13 protein-coding genes and 7 tRNA genes are annotated in these 17,769 nt (G+C 54.6%); 18 read left to right on the forward strand and 2 right to left on the reverse strand.

Features of this window, described 5'->3' with window-relative positions:
• Nucleotides 1–90: 90 nt before the first annotated feature.
• Complete coding sequence (nagE, locus tag ABIE02_RS05050) at nt 91–2,115, reverse strand: N-acetylglucosamine-specific PTS transporter subunit IIBC (RefSeq protein WP_336994771.1); 2,025 nt, start codon at nt 2,113–2,115, stop codon at nt 91–93.
• Between the two features lie 324 nt (nt 2,116–2,439).
• On the opposite strand from nagE, the gene nagB reads away from it, so the two are divergent.
• From nagB to ABIE02_RS05110, 12 genes are all read left to right on the forward strand, one after another.
• The gene (gene nagB, locus ABIE02_RS05055) at nt 2,440–3,240 is read left to right on the forward strand and encodes a glucosamine-6-phosphate deaminase (RefSeq protein ID WP_032617050.1); all 801 of its coding nucleotides are present in this window, start codon (nt 2,440–2,442) and stop codon (nt 3,238–3,240) included.
• A gap of 56 nt (nt 3,241–3,296) precedes the next feature.
• Nucleotides 3,297–4,445, forward strand: a complete 1,149-nt coding sequence (gene nagA, locus ABIE02_RS05060) for an N-acetylglucosamine-6-phosphate deacetylase (protein ID WP_077227904.1) — start codon at nt 3,297–3,299, stop codon at nt 4,443–4,445.
• Nucleotides 4,446–4,453: 8 nt separating this feature from the next.
• Nucleotides 4,454–5,674, forward strand: a complete 1,221-nt coding sequence (gene nagC / locus ABIE02_RS05065) for a DNA-binding transcriptional regulator NagC (protein WP_032617048.1) — start codon at nt 4,454–4,456, stop codon at nt 5,672–5,674.
• 45 nt (nt 5,675–5,719) lie between these two features.
• Complete coding sequence (locus tag ABIE02_RS05070) at nt 5,720–6,472, forward strand: HAD-IIA family hydrolase (RefSeq protein ID WP_032617047.1); 753 nt, start codon at nt 5,720–5,722, stop codon at nt 6,470–6,472.
• A 250-nt stretch (nt 6,473–6,722) separates the two neighbouring features.
• Nucleotides 6,723–8,387, forward strand: a complete 1,665-nt coding sequence (gene asnB, locus ABIE02_RS05075; protein ID WP_032617046.1) for an asparagine synthase B — start codon at nt 6,723–6,725, stop codon at nt 8,385–8,387.
• Nucleotides 8,388–8,613: 226 nt separating this feature from the next.
• Nucleotides 8,614–8,690, forward strand: a tRNA-Met gene (locus tag ABIE02_RS05080).
• 8 nt (nt 8,691–8,698) lie between these two features.
• A tRNA-Leu gene (locus ABIE02_RS05085) sits at nt 8,699–8,783 on the forward strand.
• A gap of 23 nt (nt 8,784–8,806) precedes the next feature.
• Nucleotides 8,807–8,881: transfer RNA gene (locus ABIE02_RS05090), tRNA-Gln, on the forward strand.
• Between the two features lie 32 nt (nt 8,882–8,913).
• Nucleotides 8,914–8,988: transfer RNA gene (locus ABIE02_RS05095), tRNA-Gln, on the forward strand.
• Nucleotides 8,989–9,004: 16 nt separating this feature from the next.
• Nucleotides 9,005–9,081 (forward strand) — tRNA-Met (locus ABIE02_RS05100).
• 44 nt (nt 9,082–9,125) lie between these two features.
• Nucleotides 9,126–9,200, forward strand: a tRNA-Gln gene (locus ABIE02_RS05105).
• Nucleotides 9,201–9,239: 39 nt separating this feature from the next.
• Nucleotides 9,240–9,314: transfer RNA gene (locus ABIE02_RS05110), tRNA-Gln, on the forward strand.
• A gap of 102 nt (nt 9,315–9,416) precedes the next feature.
• On the opposite strand, the gene ubiF is transcribed toward ABIE02_RS05110, so the two are convergent.
• On the reverse strand, nt 9,417–10,592 hold the full coding sequence (gene ubiF / locus ABIE02_RS05115) for a 3-demethoxyubiquinol 3-hydroxylase (RefSeq protein WP_032617045.1): 1,176 nt from the start codon (nt 10,590–10,592) through the stop codon (nt 9,417–9,419).
• 135 nt (nt 10,593–10,727) lie between these two features.
• On the opposite strand from ubiF, the gene miaB reads away from it, so the two are divergent.
• From miaB to ABIE02_RS05145, 6 genes are all read left to right on the forward strand, one after another.
• Complete coding sequence (gene miaB / locus ABIE02_RS05120; RefSeq protein ID WP_032617043.1) at nt 10,728–12,158, forward strand: tRNA (N6-isopentenyl adenosine(37)-C2)-methylthiotransferase MiaB; 1,431 nt, start codon at nt 10,728–10,730, stop codon at nt 12,156–12,158.
• A gap of 150 nt (nt 12,159–12,308) precedes the next feature.
• Nucleotides 12,309–13,355, forward strand: coding sequence for a PhoH family protein (locus ABIE02_RS05125; RefSeq protein ID WP_032617042.1), 1,047 nt, complete (start codon nt 12,309–12,311; stop codon nt 13,353–13,355).
• Nucleotides 13,352–13,819, forward strand: a complete 468-nt coding sequence (gene ybeY, locus ABIE02_RS05130) for an rRNA maturation RNase YbeY (protein ID WP_285125322.1) — start codon at nt 13,352–13,354, stop codon at nt 13,817–13,819. The genes ABIE02_RS05125 and ybeY overlap by 4 nt, the downstream gene beginning before the upstream one ends.
• 103 nt (nt 13,820–13,922) lie before the next feature.
• Nucleotides 13,923–14,801, forward strand: coding sequence for a CNNM family magnesium/cobalt transport protein CorC (gene corC / locus ABIE02_RS05135; protein WP_032617040.1), 879 nt, complete (start codon nt 13,923–13,925; stop codon nt 14,799–14,801).
• A gap of 5 nt (nt 14,802–14,806) precedes the next feature.
• A complete protein-coding gene (gene lnt, locus ABIE02_RS05140) occupies nt 14,807–16,345 on the forward strand; it encodes an apolipoprotein N-acyltransferase (protein WP_230431285.1) in 1,539 nt (512 codons plus the stop codon).
• A 393-nt stretch (nt 16,346–16,738) separates the two neighbouring features.
• Nucleotides 16,739–17,647 carry an amino acid ABC transporter substrate-binding protein gene (locus tag ABIE02_RS05145; protein ID WP_032617038.1) on the forward strand — a complete coding sequence of 303 codons (909 nt, stop codon included), beginning with the start codon at nt 16,739–16,741 and terminating at the stop codon, nt 17,645–17,647.
• Nucleotides 17,648–17,769: the final 122 nt, after the last annotated feature.

Genomic DNA, 17,769 nt, shown 5'->3' on the forward strand with positions numbered 1-17,769 from the left:
TCTCTGAAGAGAATAATCGGGGCGATTGCTGCAAAAAAAAGCGGCGGGGATATCCCCGCCGCTCAGGCATTAACGCTAACTCAGGAGCACTTATTTGCCTTTAATTTCATACAGTGGCGTCTGACCAGCAACAACCTGACCCTGCGCCTTAATCACCAGGCCGCTAAAGTCGTCGATGTTGCTGCAGACAACCGGGCTGATCATTGAGCGCGCATTGGCGTTCAGGTAAGCAAGATCCATTTCCAGAATCGGCTGACCTGCCACCACTTCTGCGCCCTCTTCAACCAGGCGTTTGAAGCCCTGTCCACCCAGCGCGACGGTACCGATACCCATATGGACAACGATCTCCGCACCTTTCTCCGTTTCCAGACAGAAAGCGTGGTTAGTATTGAAGATTTTAACGATGGTGCCCGCTGCCGGAGAAACGACGGTTTTATCCGTTGGTTTCACCGCCACGCCATCACCGACAGCTTTGCTGGCGAAGGCTTCATCAGGCACCTGTTCCAGGGCAACCACTTCACCGGTCACTGGTGAAACCAGCGCCGCGATGGTGGTGGTGGCATTGGCAACAGCCTGTGGTTTAACGGCTGCAGGTGCGGCAGCGGCTGCAGGTGCAGTTTCAGCAGCGGCAACCGGACCGGTGGTTTTCATTGCGTTAGCGATTTTCTCAGCCACAAAGCCGACGATGATCTGCACGCTGGTTTTGTTCAGGCGGATGACGCCAGAAGCACCCAGGCGTTTCGCCAGCGCTTCGTTGACCAGGGAAGAATCTTTCACGTTCAGACGCAGACGGGTGATACAGGCATCAATACCGGTCAGGTTGTCTGAACCGCCGACTGCCGCGATGTACTGACGCGCCAGACCGGAAACATCTTCAGTCCCTGCGCCGCTCACGTTCACATCCTGGCCATCCGCTTCGCTACCGGCAACCGCCAGCTCGCGACCCGGAGTCATCAGGTTGAATTTGGTGATGGTGAAGCGGAACACCACATAGTAGATCACGAAGAACGCCAGACCCTGCAGGATCAGCATATACCAGTGAACCGCCAGCGGGTTACGGGAAGACAGCACCATATCCACCAGACCCGCACTGAAGCCGAAGCCAGCAATCCACTGCATGGATGCAGCGATGAACACGGAGATACCGGTCAGCACGGCGTGGATCACGTACAGTACCGGGGCAACGAACATGAAGGAGAATTCCAGCGGCTCGGTGATACCGGTGAAGAAGGCCGCGAAGGCGCCCGCCATCATGATGCCCAGCACTTTTGCTTTGTTCTCTGGACGCGCGCAGTGGTAGATAGCCAGCGCAGCACCCGGCAGACCGAACATCATAATCGGGAAGAAGCCCGCCTGGTAACGACCAGTGATACCAACGACCGCTTTACCTGCTTCGATGGACTGTGCGCCGCCGAGGAAGTTAGGGATATCATTAATACCTGCAACGTCAAACCAGAACACGGAGTTCAGCGCGTGGTGCAGACCAACCGGGATCAGCAGACGGTTGAAGAACGCATAGACGCCCGCACCGACGGAACCCAGCTTCTGAATATGCTCACCGAAGTTTACCAGACCGTCGAAGATCACCGGCCAGATGTACATCAGAATGAAAGCAACAACGATCATGACGAAGGAGGTCAGGATCGGCACCAGACGACGGCCGCTGAAGAAGGAGAGTGCTTTTGGCAACTCAACGCTACTGAAGCGGTTGTACAGTTCAGCGGAGATGATACCCACCATAATACCCACGAACTGGTTGCTGATCTTGCCGAACGCTGCCGGAACCTGGTCCGCAGGGATCTTCTGAATCATGGAAACCGCAGCCGGGGAGCAGAGCGTGGTCAACACAAGGAAGCCCACGAAGCCGGTCAGTGCCGCAGCACCGTCTTTATCTTTGGACATACCATAAGCCACACCAATGGCAAACAGTACGGACATGTTATCAATAATGGCAGAACCGGACTTAATGAAGAACGCCGCTAACGCGTTGTCTCCACCCCAACCCACCGGGTCAATCCAGTAACCGACACCCATCAGTATTGCTGCCGCTGGCAGCGTGGCGACCGGCACCATCAAGGCGCGGCCAACCTTTTGTAAGTAACCTAAAATGCTCAATTTGTTCCCCCTATGAGACCCCGTTAACGGTGTGTTCTCAGCTGTGTTTTTTTTGTGTCACTAACTTATAAATACAGTTGATGATTCACTGGCTGATTGAGTGTGTGGAAAATTAATTCGTATCGCAAATTAAACGCGTACTTTTTGTGATTTTTGTCACCAAATATTGTTTATCATCCTCCCCCGCACTGGCAAACCGCCAAAACTTATTTTATGATACGAAAAATCAAGACGGATTACCCCCTCTCGGTGTGAACCAGGTTAGTCTTAATCATACCCGGACATGCAATCCGCCAACTTTTATGAAAACTTCAGAGGTGAATAATGAGACTGATCCCCCTGGCAACTGCAGAACAAGTCGGTAAATGGGCTGCCCGCCATATCGTAAACCGTATCAATGCGTTCAAACCGACTGCCGATCGTCCTTTCGTGCTCGGCCTGCCAACCGGTGGCACACCTCTTACCGCCTATAAAGCTTTGGTTGAGATGCATAAAGCGGGCCAGGTAAGTTTTGAACATGTTGTCACCTTCAACATGGATGAATACGTTGGCCTGCCAAAAGATCACCCGGAAAGCTACCATAGCTTTATGCACCGTAACTTCTTTGACCATGTTGATATTCAGCCAGGAAATATAAACCTGCTGGATGGAAATGCACCTGATATCGAAGCTGAGTGCCGTCATTATGAAGAAAAAATCCGCGCTTATGGCAAAATCCACCTGTTCATGGGTGGCGTAGGCAACGATGGTCATATCGCGTTTAACGAACCGGCCTCTTCTCTGGCGTCCCGTACCCGTATCAAAACCCTGACTCATGACACCCGTGTGGCAAACTCCCGCTTCTTTGATGGCGACGTTAACCAGGTGCCAAAATACGCTCTGACCGTTGGCGTGGGTACGCTGCTGGATGCAGAAGAAGTGATGATTCTGGTGCTGGGTGGCGTGAAAGCACAGGCGCTTCAGGCCGCCGTTGAAGGCAACGTCAACCACATGTGGACCATCAGCTGCCTGCAGCTGCACCCGAAAGCGGTGGTCGTGTGTGATGAGCCGTCCACGATGGAACTGAAAGTGAAGACGTTGAAATATTTCAACGAATTAGAAGCAGAAAACATCAAAGGTCTGTAATGTAACGCCGCCTCTGTTTGCAGAGGCGGGATGCTATTTTTAAACCGGGGGTCGTTATGTACGCTTTAACCCACGGTCGGATTTATACCGGCCATGAAATTCTGGATGACCATGCGATTGTGATCGCAAATGGCCTGATTGAACGTGTCTGCCCACTGGCCGAACTGCCGGCGGAAATAGAACAACGCTCGCTCAATGGGGCAGTCATCTCCCCCGGTTTTATCGACGTACAGCTTAACGGCTGTGGCGGCGTGCAGTTCAACGATACTGCGGAAGCCGTCACGGTTGAGACGCTGGAGATCATGCAGCACGCCAACGAAAGATCGGGCTGCACCAGCTACCTGCCGACGCTTATCACCACCAGCGACGATCTGATGAAACAGGGCATCCGCGTGATGCGCGAATACCTGGCGAAATACCCGCATCAGGCCCTGGGCCTGCATCTTGAAGGACCGTGGCTGAATATCGTCAAGAAAGGCACCCATAACCCGGACTTCGTGCGTAAACCTGACGGCGAACTGGTCGATTTTCTGTGCGCCAACGCGGATGTGATCACCAAAGTGACCCTGGCACCAGAGATGGTCGAGCCGGACGTTATCCGCAAGCTGGCGGATGCGGGGATCGTGGTTTCTGCCGGGCACTCCAACGCCACGCTGAAAGAGGCCAAAGTGGGCTTCCGCGCCGGTATCACCTTCGCTACCCATCTTTATAATGCCATGCCGTATATTACCGGACGTGAGCCGGGTCTGGCCGGGGCGATCTTTGATGAGCCGGACGTTTACTGCGGCATTATTGCTGACGGGTTACACGTCGATTATGCCAACGTGCGTAACGCCAAACGCCTGAAAGGCGACAAGCTGTGTCTGGTCACGGATGCAACCGCACCTGCGGGGGCAAATATTGAACAGTTCATTTTTGCTGGTAAAACAATATACTACCGGAATGGACTGTGTGTGGATGAAAACGGAACCTTAAGCGGTTCGGCGCTGACCATGATTGAAGGCGTGCGCAATCTGGTGGAACATTGCAGTATTGCCTTGGATGAAGTGCTGCGTATGGCAACCCTTTATCCGGCTCGCGCAATTGGCGTGGACAAACAGCTGGGCAGCATTGCTCCGGGCATGGTGGCTAACCTCACCGCATTCACACACGATTATAAAATCATCAAGACCATCGTTAATGGTAACGAGGTCGTCACAGAGTAAGTAAACGTATGACACCTGGCGGACAAGCTCAAATTGGTAACGTTGATCTGGTAAAGCAGCTGAACAGTGCTGCGGTGTATCGACTGATCGACCAGCATGGACCCATCTCGCGGATCCAGATTGCAGAACAGAGCCAGCTTGCCCCCGCCAGCGTGACGAAAATTACCCGTCAGCTCATTGAGCGCGGGTTAATTAAAGAAGTGGATCAGCAGGCCTCTACCGGAGGCCGTCGCGCCATTTCCATTGTCACCGAAACCCGCCATTTTCACGCCATTGGCGTACGCCTTGGCCGTCATGACGCCACCTTGACGCTGTACGACCTGAGCAGCAAAGCGGTTGCCGAAGAGCATTACTCCCTGCCGGAACGTACGCAAGAGACGCTTGAGCATGCCCTGCTCAATGCCATTGAGGAGTTCATCGAATCCTGTCAGCGTAAAATCCGCGAGCTGATCGCTATTTCCGTGATCCTGCCCGGGCTTGTCGACCCAGAAAGCGGCGTGATCCGCTATATGCCGCACATTCAGGTCGAAAACTGGGGGCTGATTGATGCTCTGGAGAAGCGCTTCGCCGTAACCTGCTTTGTCGGTCACGATATCCGCAGCCTGGCGCTGGCTGAGCACTACTTTGGTGCGAGTCAGGACTGTGAAGACTCTATCCTAGTGCGCGTACACCGCGGTACGGGGGCCGGGATCATCTCCAACGGACGCATTTTTATTGGCCGAAACGGCAACGTTGGGGAGATTGGCCATATCCAGGTCGATCCGCTGGGCGAGCGCTGCCACTGCGGCAACTTTGGCTGTCTGGAAACGGTGGCCGCCAACGCCGCGATAGAGCAGCGCGTGCGTCATCTCCTTGAGCAGGGTTATCAGAGCCGTATCACGCTGGATGACTGTAAAATTAATGCCATCTGCAAAGCCGCTAATAAGGGCGACGCGCTGGCCAGCGAAGTGATCGAACAGGTTGGCCGCCATCTTGGCAAAACTATTGCCATCGCCATCAACCTGTTTAACCCACAAAAAGTGGTGATCGCGGGCGAAATTACCGAAGCCGAAAAGGTCCTGCTGCCTGCCATCGAAGGATGCATCAATACGCAGGCGCTGAAGGCGTTTCGCCAGAATCTGCCGGTGGTTCGCTCCGCGCTGAACGATCGCTCCGCCATTGGTGCCTTTGCGCTGGTAAAACGCGCCATGCTTAACGGTATCCTGTTGCAGCGTTTGCTGGAAAGCTGACAGCGCTTTATAGTGTCGCCTTCTTTTTTTGATGCCGGGAAGTCCATGACCATTAAGAACGTTATTTGTGATATCGACGGCGTGCTGATGCACGACAACGTTGCCGTACCGGGCGCAGCCGAATTTCTTAACCGCATCATGGAACAAGGCATGCCGCTGGTTCTGCTCACCAACTTCCCGTCCCAGACCGGGCAGGATCTGGCGAACCGCTTTGCCACTGCTGGTATCGATGTGCCTGACAGCGTGTTCTACACCTCGGCGATGGCTACCGCCGACTTCCTGAAGCGTCAGGAAGGCAAAAAAGCCTATGTGGTGGGCGAAGGTGCGCTGATCCATGAGCTATACAAAGCAGGCTTTACCATCACCGATGTGAATCCCGATTTTGTGATCGTCGGTGAAACGCGCTCCTATAACTGGGAGATGATGCACAAGGCGGCGTTCTTTGTTGCCAGCGGCGCTCGCTTCATTGCCACCAACCCCGATACCCACGGCCGCGGCTTTTATCCGGCCTGTGGCGCGCTCTGTGCCGGTATTGAGAAAATGACCGGCCGTACGCCGTTTTATGTGGGTAAGCCCAGCCCGTGGATCATTCGCGCGGCCCTCAACAAAATGCAGGCCCACTCCGAAGATACTGTGATCGTAGGCGACAACCTGCGTACCGATATTCTGGCTGGCTTCCAGGCGGGTCTGGAGACCGTCCTGGTGCTGTCGGGAGTATCGACCCTCGATGATATTGATTCGATGCCTTTCCGCCCGAGCTGGATTTACCCCTCGGTCGCGGAAATCGATATTCTGTAACCCGAAACCACGTCCCCGGACGTGGTTTTTTCATTTTGTCGTGGCAAAAACAAAGACGTATTTAATTAAAACCGTCATTCATTGAACAATCATCAATAAATAACCCCAGTACATACGCTTTTTTCAACATTCGGCAATGACCGTTGCACTTTTTCTCTTTTACCCGGCAAAACGCTTGCCGCCCCTCCCCTTTTGCGGCATTTTCATAAGCAAGCAACATCACACTGCAACAGGGTTAATGGAGAAGGTTATGTGTTCAATTTTCGGCGTACTGGATATTAAAACTGACGCAGGCGAACTGCGTAAAAAAGCACTGGAATTGTCCCGTCTGATGCGCCATCGCGGCCCGGACTGGTCCGGTGTTTACGCCAGCGATAAAGCCATTCTGGCTCATGAGCGTCTGTCGATTGTTGACGTCAATGCCGGTGCCCAGCCGTTATATAACGAGAAAAAAACCCATGCGCTGGCGGTCAACGGTGAAATCTACAACCATCAGGCGCTGCGTGCGGAATACGGCGATCGTTATGCCTTCCAGACCGGTTCTGACTGTGAAGTGATCCTGGCGCTGTACCAGGAAAAAGGCCCGGAATTCCTCGATGAGCTGCAGGGGATGTTCGCCTTCGCCCTGTACGACAGTGAAAAAGATGCGTATTTGATTGGTCGCGACCATATCGGGATTATCCCGCTGTATATGGGCCACGACGAATTCGGCAACTTCTATGTTGCATCCGAGATGAAAGCCCTGGTGCCGGTGTGCCGCACCATTAAAGAGTTCCCGGCCGGGAGCTTCCTGTGGAGCAAAGATGGCGAGATCCGCTCTTACTATCAACGCGACTGGTTCGATTACGATGCCGTTAAAGACAACGTGACCGACAAAGTTGAGCTGACGCAGGCTCTGGAAGAGGCGGTAAAAAGCCACCTGATGTCAGACGTGCCGTACGGCGTGCTGCTCTCTGGCGGTCTGGACTCGTCTGTTATCTCGGCGATCACCAAAAAATACGCCGCCCGCCGCGTGGAAGATCAGGAGCGCTCCGAAGCCTGGTGGCCGCAGCTGCACTCCTTCGCCGTCGGTCTGGAAGGATCCCCGGATCTGAAAGCCGCGCAGGAAGTGGCTAACCACCTCGGCACCGTACACCACGAAATTCACTTCACCGTGCAGGAAGGTCTGGATGCGATCCGTGACGTTATCTATCACATTGAAACCTATGATGTGACCACCATTCGTGCCTCGACGCCGATGTACCTGATGTCGCGTAAAATTAAAGCGATGGGCATCAAAATGGTGCTGTCAGGTGAAGGGTCTGACGAAGTGTTTGGCGGTTATCTGTACTTCCATAAAGCGCCGAACGCCAAAGAGCTACATGAAGAGACAGTACGTAAGCTGCAGGCGCTGCACATGTTCGACTGCGCCCGTGCCAACAAAGCGATGTCTGCCTGGGGCGTGGAAGCGCGCGTGCCGTTCCTGGATAAGAAGTTCCTTGACGTTGCCATGCGTATCAACCCGCAGGACAAGATGTGCGGCAACGGTAAAATGGAAAAACATATCCTGCGCGAATGTTTTGAATCTTACCTGCCGGCAAGCGTGGCCTGGCGTCAGAAAGAGCAGTTCTCGGACGGCGTAGGTTATAGCTGGATCGACACCCTTAAAGAGGTGGCCGCGAAGCAGATTTCCGATCAACAACTGGAAACAGCCAGCTTCCGCTTCCCGTACAACACACCGGGTTCGAAAGAAGCCTATCTGTACCGTGAGATCTTTGAAGAGCTGTTCCCGCTGCCAAGCGCAGCAGAGTGTGTTCCGGGTGGCCCATCCGTCGCCTGCTCCTCTGCGAAAGCCATTGAGTGGGATGAGGCGTTCAAAACCATGAACGATCCGTCAGGTCGTGCCGTGGGTGTCCACCAGTCTGCTTATAAATAAGCAACAAGCGTCGCCATGAGGTCCTTCGGGGCCTCTTTTTTTGCCTCGCGTTTCGCTGGACAAAAACGATTAATAACCAATAATTGCCGAATATTCGGTCACGCTGTTCGCAACCTAACCAAACAGTCACATTCCAGACATTTTCGTTGAAAAAGGTGTTGACGCTGCAAGGGTCTATACGCATAATGCGCCCCGCAACGCCGATAAGGTAACGCGAAAAAAAGATGGCTACGTAGCTCAGTTGGTTAGAGCACATCACTCATAATGATGGGGTCACAGGTTCGAATCCCGTCGTAGCCACCATCTTTTTTGCGGGAGTGGCGAAATTGGTAGACGCACCAGATTTAGGTTCTGGCGCCGCAAGGTGTGCGAGTTCAAGTCTCGCCTCCCGCACCATTCCCAGGAAAGCGTTGCACGGATGGGGTATCGCCAAGCGGTAAGGCACCGGTTTTTGATACCGGCATTCCCTGGTTCGAATCCAGGTACCCCAGCCATATTTCTTCGATTTGCGGTTCTCCGCGGTTATTGGGGTATCGCCAAGCGGTAAGGCACCGGTTTTTGATACCGGCATTCCCTGGTTCGAATCCAGGTACCCCAGCCATCGAAGAAAGCAGTTTGGCTACGTAGCTCAGTTGGTTAGAGCACATCACTCATAATGATGGGGTCACAGGTTCGAATCCCGTCGTAGCCACCAAATTAGTCATTTACCGATTATTTCGGTAAACTAGAAAAAATTGTTGGGGTATCGCCAAGCGGTAAGGCTCTGGTTTCTGATACCAGCATTCCGAGGTTCGAATCCTCGTACCCCAGCCAATTTAAAAAAGTCGTTAAATGTTTTTTGTTTAACGCAATTGGGGTGTCGCCAAGCGGTAAGGCTCTGGTTTCTGATACCAGCATTCCGGGGTTCGAATCCCTGCACCCCAGCCACTTAGTTACAAAAAAGCCCGCTCTGCGGGCTTTTTTGTTTTTGTCATCTGATGCGGTCCGATGCCTCACTCTGGCCCTCTCCCACCGGGAGAGGGAAAAAGATTAAAGACCCAGAGCGTACTTGAGTGCCTGGCGTTTCAACCCACCTGCTCGCTGCGCCGCCATCAATCCCACGTTACGCAGAACGCGTAGCGGCCCAATATCGTTGCTGAATCCGGCATAAAACAGATCCATCCCGGACTGCATAATGAAGTTGTCCGCCATCCGTCGCATCTGATAACGCTTCAGCACCTGATGGCTTGCCCATGCCTCACCCTGGTTGCGGGCGCTGCATAACACCTCTATCAACGCGTCAACATCGCGATAGCCAAGGTTGACCCCCTGCCCCGCCAGCGGATGAATGGTGTGCGCCGCATCGCCTACCAGTGCCAGGCCTTCCTGCGCATAGTTCAGCGCATGGCGGCGAGTCAGAGGAAATGCCCCTGCGGCAACCGGTGTGACTGTGCCCAGGCGGGCCGGAAACTCGCGGGCAATCTCCCGCTGTAGCTGTTCCATGGGCATTCCCTGCAACTGCCGAATACGCGCAGGCGTGTCGTACCACACCAGTGAGGCCCAGCGGTCGAACAGCGGTAAAAAGGCGTGCGGACCATGCGGGGTGAAGTGTTGCCAGGTGCTGTCGCCCGGATCATTTTCACAGGCAACGGTAATCAACATACAGGATTGCTGATACTGCCAGGCGTGAATACCGATCCCCGCCAGCTCGCGTACCCGGGAATTCGCCCCGTCGGCACCAATCAGCAGTTTTACCGCCAGCTGCTCACCGCTATCCAGTTCAATCAGGTGCTGCTCGTTGTGGCGGTGCAAATGTTTCACCGACGCAGGGACCCGCAGCGTGACCTGAGGATGTGCCTCCAGCGCCTGCCAGAGCGCCTGCTGCAGCACCGTATTTTCAACCATATACCCCAACAGCGGCAGTTTGAGCTCCGCGGCGTCAAACATCACATGGGCGTTTTCCCACTCCCAGGTCTCCAGGCGGCGATACGGGTGCGCACGCATCCCCAGGATCGTGTCCCATACACCCAGCCCGCGGAGCAGATCAACCGAGGCGGCGCTGATGGCAGAGATACGTACATCCGGTTGTGCAGAATCGTCAAAGGCAGGCGGCGGCGCCTGTTCGATAACCGTTACGTCGAACCCGTGTTGCGCCAGCCCCAGCGCCAGCGCCCCGCCGACCATACCGCCGCCGACAATGGCGATCCCGGTTTGTTGGATAGTCATGGTCATTTGTCCTTATTTGAGAATCCCTTAAGTTTACCGGATTTTTTCACCTTGAGTCCGGGAACCTTCATACTGGTCACAACCGCACCAAAGCATTACAATACGCGCCCTGCAATCCTGAGCACGAGCAAGTCGATGACAAAAAAACTCCATATTAAAACCTGGGGCTGTCAGATGAACGAATACGATTCATCAAAGATGGCCGATCTGCTGGATGCCACCCATGGGTATCAACTTACCGACGTGGCGGAAGAAGCAGACGTGTTGCTGCTGAACACCTGCTCAATCCGTGAGAAGGCGCAGGAAAAAGTCTTTCACCAGTTAGGTCGCTGGAAGCTGATCAAACAAAAAAGGCCGGACGTGATCATCGGCGTCGGCGGCTGTGTCGCTTCGCAGGAAGGTAAGCTGATTCGTCAGCGCGCCCACTATGTCGATATTATTTTTGGTCCACAGACCCTGCATCGTCTGCCGGAGATGATCAACTCCGTGCGCGGGAGCGGTAATCGCAAAGCGATCATCGACGTCAGCTTCCCGGAAATCGAAAAATTCGACCGTCTGCCGGAACCGCGTGCGGATGGCCCGACCGCCTTCGTCTCTATCATGGAAGGCTGCAACAAATACTGTACTTACTGCGTAGTGCCTTACACCCGCGGTGAAGAAGTCAGCCGTCCTTGCGACGACATTCTCTTTGAAATCGCACAGCTCGCGGCGCAGGGTGTGCGTGAAGTGAACCTGCTCGGGCAGAACGTAAACGCCTGGCGCGGCGAGAACTACGACGGCAGCACCGGCACCTTTGCGGAACTGCTGCGCCTGGTGGCGGCCATCGACGGCATCGACCGTATTCGCTTCACCACCAGCCACCCGATTGAGTTCACTGATGACATCATCGATGTCTATCGCGACACGCCGGAGCTGGTGAGCTTCCTGCACTTGCCGATTCAGTGTGGCTCTGACCGCGTGCTGAACCTGATGGGTCGTACCCATACTGCGCTGGAATATAAAGCGATTATCCGCAAGCTGCGTGAAGCGCGCCCGGATATTCAGATTAGCTCGGACTTCATTGTCGGCTTCCCGGGTGAAACGGACGAAGACTTTGAACGCACGATGAAGGTTATCGGCGACGTGAACTTCGACGTGAGCTATAGCTTCATCTTCTCGGCTCGCCCGGGTACGCCTGCCGCCGATATGGTTGACGACGTGCCGGACGAGGTGAAAAAGCAGCGTCTCTATATCCTGCAGGATCGCATCAACCAGCAGGCTAACGCCTGGAGCCGTCGGATGCTCGGCACCGTGCAGCGCGTGCTGGTAGAAGGCACCTCCCGTAAGAGCATCATGCAGTTGTCAGGCCGTACGGAGAACAACCGCGTCGTGAACTTCGAAGGTACGCCAGATCTGGTGGGCAAATTCGTTGATATCGAGATCCTTGAAGTGCTGACCAACTCCCTGCGCGGAAAACTGGTTCGCACCGAAGACGAAATGGGTCTGCGTATCGCCGAGTCACCCGAATCGGTGATTGCCCGTACCCGTAAAGAAAGCGATCTGGGCGTCGGCGTTTATCAGCCATAATTCCTCTGGCCTGCTATTGTGGCAGGCCTTGTTTTCCCCTGTTCTTTCCCCCATATCCTTCGCAATGCTTGCGCCTTTATCCTGGGGCGTGAATACTTTCATAAGACAGAAACACTGCCTTCTGACACCCGAGACATTAAGAGGACCGGTTTGAATATAGACACACGTGAAATTACCCTTGAGCCAGCAGACAACGCTCGCCTGCTGAGCCTGTGCGGGCCGTTTGATGACAACATCAAACATCTGGAGCGACGTCTGGGTATTGAGATTAATCGTCGCGATAACCAGTTCAAACTCACCGGACGCGCAATTTGCGTCAATGCCGCTGCGGATATCCTCCGCAACCTGTACGTCGATACCGCCCCGATGCGCGGTGAAACGCAGGATATTGAGCCGGAACAGATCCATCTGGCGATCAAAGAATCGCGGGTACTGGAGCAGAGTGCGGAGAGCGTGCCGGATTTCGGCAAAGCTATCCACATCCAGACCAAACGTGGCGTCATTAAGCCACGCACGCCAAACCAGGCGCAGTACATCGCCAATATTCTCGATCATGACATCACCTTCGGCGTCGGCCCGGCGGGTACCGGTAAAACCTACCTTGCCGTAGCCGCTGCCGTGGATGCTCTGGAGCGCCAGGAGATCCGCCGTATTCTGCTCACCCGTCCGGCCGTTGAAGCGGGCGAGAAGCTGGGCTTCCTGCCTGGCGACCTGAGCCAGAAAGTCGATCCTTACCTGCGCCCGCTTTACGATGCGCTGTTTGAGATGCTCGGCTTTGAGAAGGTCGAAAAACTGATTGAACGTAACGTCATCGAAGTGGCTCCGCTGGCCTATATGCGCGGTCGTACGCTGAACGATGCGTTCATCATCCTGGATGAGAGCCAGAACACCACCATCGAGCAGATGAAGATGTTCCTGACCCGTATTGGCTTTAACTCCAAAGCGGTGATCACCGGTGATATCACCCAGGTCGACCTGCCACGCAGCACCAAGTCGGGTCTGCGTCACGCCATTGAAGTCCTATCCGAAGTGGACGAAATCAGCTTTAACTTCTTCCACAGTGAAGACGTGGTGCGCCACCCGGTGGTTGCCCGCATCGTCACGGCGTATGAAGCATGGGAAGCAGCAGATCAAAAACGTAGAGCAGAACAGGCCGCGGAACGTAAACGCGAAGCCCAGGAGCAAGAGCAGAAATGAGTAAGGTGATCCTCGATTTACAGCTGGCCTGTGAAGATAATTCCGGCCTGCCGGAAGAGAGCCAGTTCCAGGCGTGGTTGAACGCCGTCATCCCTCAGTTTCAGGAAGAGTCAGAGGTCACGATTCGCCTGGTGGATGAAGCCGAAAGCCACGACCTGAACCTGACCTATCGCGGGAAAGATAAGCCGACCAACGTGCTCTCCTTCCCGTTTGAAGCACCACCGGGCATCGAACTGCCGCTGCTGGGTGATTTAATCATCTGTCGGCAGGTGGTCGAGCAAGAGGCGCAGGAGCAGCAAAAGCCGCTCGAAGCGCACTGGGCGCACATGGTGGTGCACGGTAGCCTGCATCTGCTGGGCTACGACCATATTGAAGATGAAGAAGCGGAAGAAATGGAATCCCTCGAGACAGAGATAATGCTTGCTCTGGGCTATGAGGATCCGTACATTGCCGAGAAAGAGTAGTCTGTTCGGCGCTTATGCGCCGGACTGACATAATGTGCCGTCGTGTCAGACACTGGTCCGCGACGGCAGTTTTATATCAACATGAGAACCCTTAACAAACGCCATGAGCGACGACAATTCACACAGTAGCGACACACCAACCAGCAAAAAGGGATTTTTCTCCCTCATTCTAAGCCAGCTGTTCCACGGTGAACCCAAAAACCGTGACGAACTGCTTGAGCTGATCCGTGACTCCGGGCAGAACGATCTTATCGATGAAGATACGCGCGAGATGCTCGAAGGGGTAATGGATATCGCCGACCAGCGTGTTCGCGATATCATGATCCCCCGCTCGCAGATGATCACCCTGAAACGCAACCAGACCTTAGATGAGTGCCTCGACGTCATAATCGAGTCTGCCCACTCGCGTTTCCCGGTCATCAGCGAGGATAAAGATCACATCGAAGGGATTTTGATGGCGAAAGATCTGCTGCCGTTTATGCGCAGCGATGCCGAAGCCTTCAGCATGGAAAAAGTGTTACGCCCGGCGGTCGTTGTCCCGGAAAGCAAGCGGGTAGACCGCATGCTGAAAGAGTTTCGCTCTCAGCGCTACCACATGGCGATTGTTATCGATGAATTTGGCGGTGTTTCGGGCCTGGTCACCATCGAAGATATTCTCGAACTGATTGTGGGCGAAATCGAAGACGAGTATGACGAAGAAGAGGATATCGACTTCCGTCAGCTGAGCCGCCACACCTGGACCGTACGTGCGCTGGCGCCGATCGAAGATTTCAATGACACCTTTGGCACGCACTTCAGCGATGAAGAGGTGGATACCATCGGCGGGCTGGTGATGCAGGCATTTGGTCACCTTCCGGCGCGCGGTGAGACCGTAGAAATAGATGGTTACCAGTTCAAGGTCGCGATGGCCGACAGTCGACGTATTATTCAGGTTCATGTAAGAATGCCGGACGATGCTCCGCAACCCACACTGGATGATTGATTTAAATGGCATTTGCCCCACTGTTTGAACGCCAGCGCGTACGTCTGCTGCTGGCGCTAATCCTCGGAGCCAGCGGTACGCTGGCTTTTTCCCCTTATGACTTCTGGCCCGCCGCGCTCCTCTCTCTGATGGGGCTTCAGGGGCTGACCCTGAACCGCCGGCCCGTACAGGCCGCGGCCATTGGTTATGTCTGGGGGCTGGGCCTGTTTGGTTCCGGCATTAACTGGGTTTACGTCAGTATTGCGCAGTTTGGCGGTATGCCGGGACCGGTGAATGTCTTCCTCGTCGTGCTGCTGGCGGCCTACCTCTCGCTCTATACCGGTCTGTTTGCCGGTATTTTGTCGCGCCTGTGGCCGAAAACCAGCTGGCTGCGGGTGGCCATTGCCGCCCCGGTAGTCTGGCAAATTAGCGAATTCCTGCGCGGCTGGGTGCTGACCGGCTTTCCGTGGCTGCAGTTCGGCTACAGCCAGATCGACGGCCCGCTGAAAGGGCTGGCACCGGTAATGGGCGTCGAGGCCATCAACTTCCTGCTGATGGTTGTGAGCGGCCTGCTGGTCCTGGCATTGGTGCAGCGTAACTGGCGACCGCTGGTTGCGGGGCTGATCCTCTTTGCGCTGCCCTTCCCGTTGCGCTACATCCAGTGGTTTACCCTTGAGCCTGAGCGCGCCACCCAGGTGTCGATGGTGCAGGGTAATATTCCCCAGTCGCTGAAATGGGATGAGGGTCAGCTGGTCAACACCCTGAAAATTTATCTGGATGCCACGCAGAAAGAGATGGGCAAATCCCAGTTAATTATCTGGCCGGAGTCAGCGATCCCGGATCTGGAGATCAACCAGCAGCGTTTCCTCGCCATGATGGACGATCTGCTGCGCGCCCGTGACACCACCCTGATCACCGGGATCGTGGATGCACGTCTGAACAAGCAGAACCGGTACGATACCTACAACACCATCATTACGTTGGGGAAAGACAATCCGTACAGCTACGAGTCGGCTAACCGTTACAACAAAAACCACCTCGTACCGTTTGGTGAGTTCGTGCCGCTGGAGTCAATTCTGCGTCCGCTGGCGCCGTTCTTCGATTTACCGATGTCCTCGTTTAGCCGCGGTCCGTACATCCAGCCTCAGCTCAGCGCCCACGGCTTTTTACTGACCGCTGCCATTTGCTACGAGATCATTCTGGGTGAGCAGGTGCGCGATAATTTCCGCCCGAACACCGACTATCTGCTGACGATCTCTAACGATGCGTGGTTTGGTAAGTCGATTGGTCCGTGGCAGCACTTCCAGATGGCGCGGATGCGCTCGCTGGAGCTGGCGCGCCCACTGCTGCGCAGCACCAACAATGGCATCACAGCCGTGATTGGTCCGCAGGGCGAAATTCAGGCCATGCTCCCGCAGTTTACCCGCGATGTGCTGACTGCAAAGGTCACGCCAGCTACCGGGCTGACGCCTTATGCCCGCACCGGCAACTGGCCGCTGTGGATCCTGACCGCGCTGTTCGGCTTTAGCGCAGTGCTGATGAGCCTTCGTCAGCGTCGTAAGTAATCCCCTTCCTTTTTGCCCGGCGGCGCTACGCTTGCCGGGCTTACCGTTTTTAAGCCGGGTAAGGCGCAGCCGCAACCGGGCAATTCCCTCCATTCGACAACTCTGGCACGTCTATTGCTTTGTTTATTCACGCAAACGCGATTTGGCTTAACGTGCAACCGGGTCGCACCAGCATAGTTCGTCGGTAGCACCGAAACGGTGCAACGGGAGATTTATGCCTCTGAATGGTGCGGCGCGCTTCGCAAAAATAAACAATAACGCAGCAAAATCTTTACATTAAGCCAAACTAAATGTTAACAAACATGTATAACACTGCACTCGTATCGCGCGAGCTATAACAACATCACACCGAATATCAATGCGCCCCTGACGCTGATAAAAAAGGAGTTGGATATGCAATTACGTAAACTGGCCACAGCAATGCTGGTGATGGGATTGTCTGCAGGCGTTGTTCACGCCGAAGATGCTGCACCAGCAGCGGGCGGCACCCTGGAAAAAATCGCTAAAAACGGCGTGATTGTGGTCGGCCACCGTGAATCCTCCGTTCCATTCTCATACTACGACAACACGCAAAAAGTCGTGGGTTACTCTCAGGCTTACTCCAACGCCATCGTGGACGCGGTGAAGAAGAAGCTGAACAAACCGGATCTGCAAGTGAAGCTGATCCCAATCACTTCACAAAACCGTATCCCGCTGCTGCAAAACGGCACCTTTGATTTTGAGTGCGGCTCCACCACCAACAACCTTGAGCGTCAGAAACAGGCTGCCTTCTCCGACACCATTTTCGTGGTGGGTACCCGTCTGCTGACCAAAAAAGGCGGCGATATTAAAGACTTCGCTGACCTGAAAGGCAAAGCGGTGGTCGTCACCTCCGGTACTACGTCTGAAGTGCTGCTGCACAAGCTGAACGAAGAGAAGAAAATGGACATGCGCATCATCAGCGCCAAAGATCACGGTGACTCCTTCCGTACGCTGGAAAGCGGTCGCGCCGTTGCGTTCATGATGGATGATGCATTGCTGGCCGGTGAGCGCGCTAAAGCGAAGAAACCGGACAACTGGGAAATCGTCGGTACCGCGCAGTCTAAAGAAGCGTATGGCTGCATGATGCGCAAAGACGATGCGGAATTTAAGAAACTGGTCGATGACACCATCGCTCAGGTTCAGACCTCCGGCGACGCGGAGAAATGGTTCGATAAGTGGTTCAAGAACCCAATCCCACCAAAAAATCTGAACATGAACTTTGAACTGTCTGACGACATGAAAGCCCTGTTTAAAGAACCGAACGACAAAGCACTTAACTAATTAGAACCACTAAGGGGCGGGATCTCCTGCCCTCTCGATTGTCGGGAAGCGCGGACAGACTAAACGTTGAGGGGTCGTTCCCCACTCAGCGCGACGATTAAAGCTTCTCACCAATCTTCGAG

The organism is Leclercia sp. 1548 (assembly GCF_050435045.1).
GTDB lineage: Bacteria > Pseudomonadota > Gammaproteobacteria > Enterobacterales > Enterobacteriaceae > Enterobacter > Enterobacter adecarboxylatus.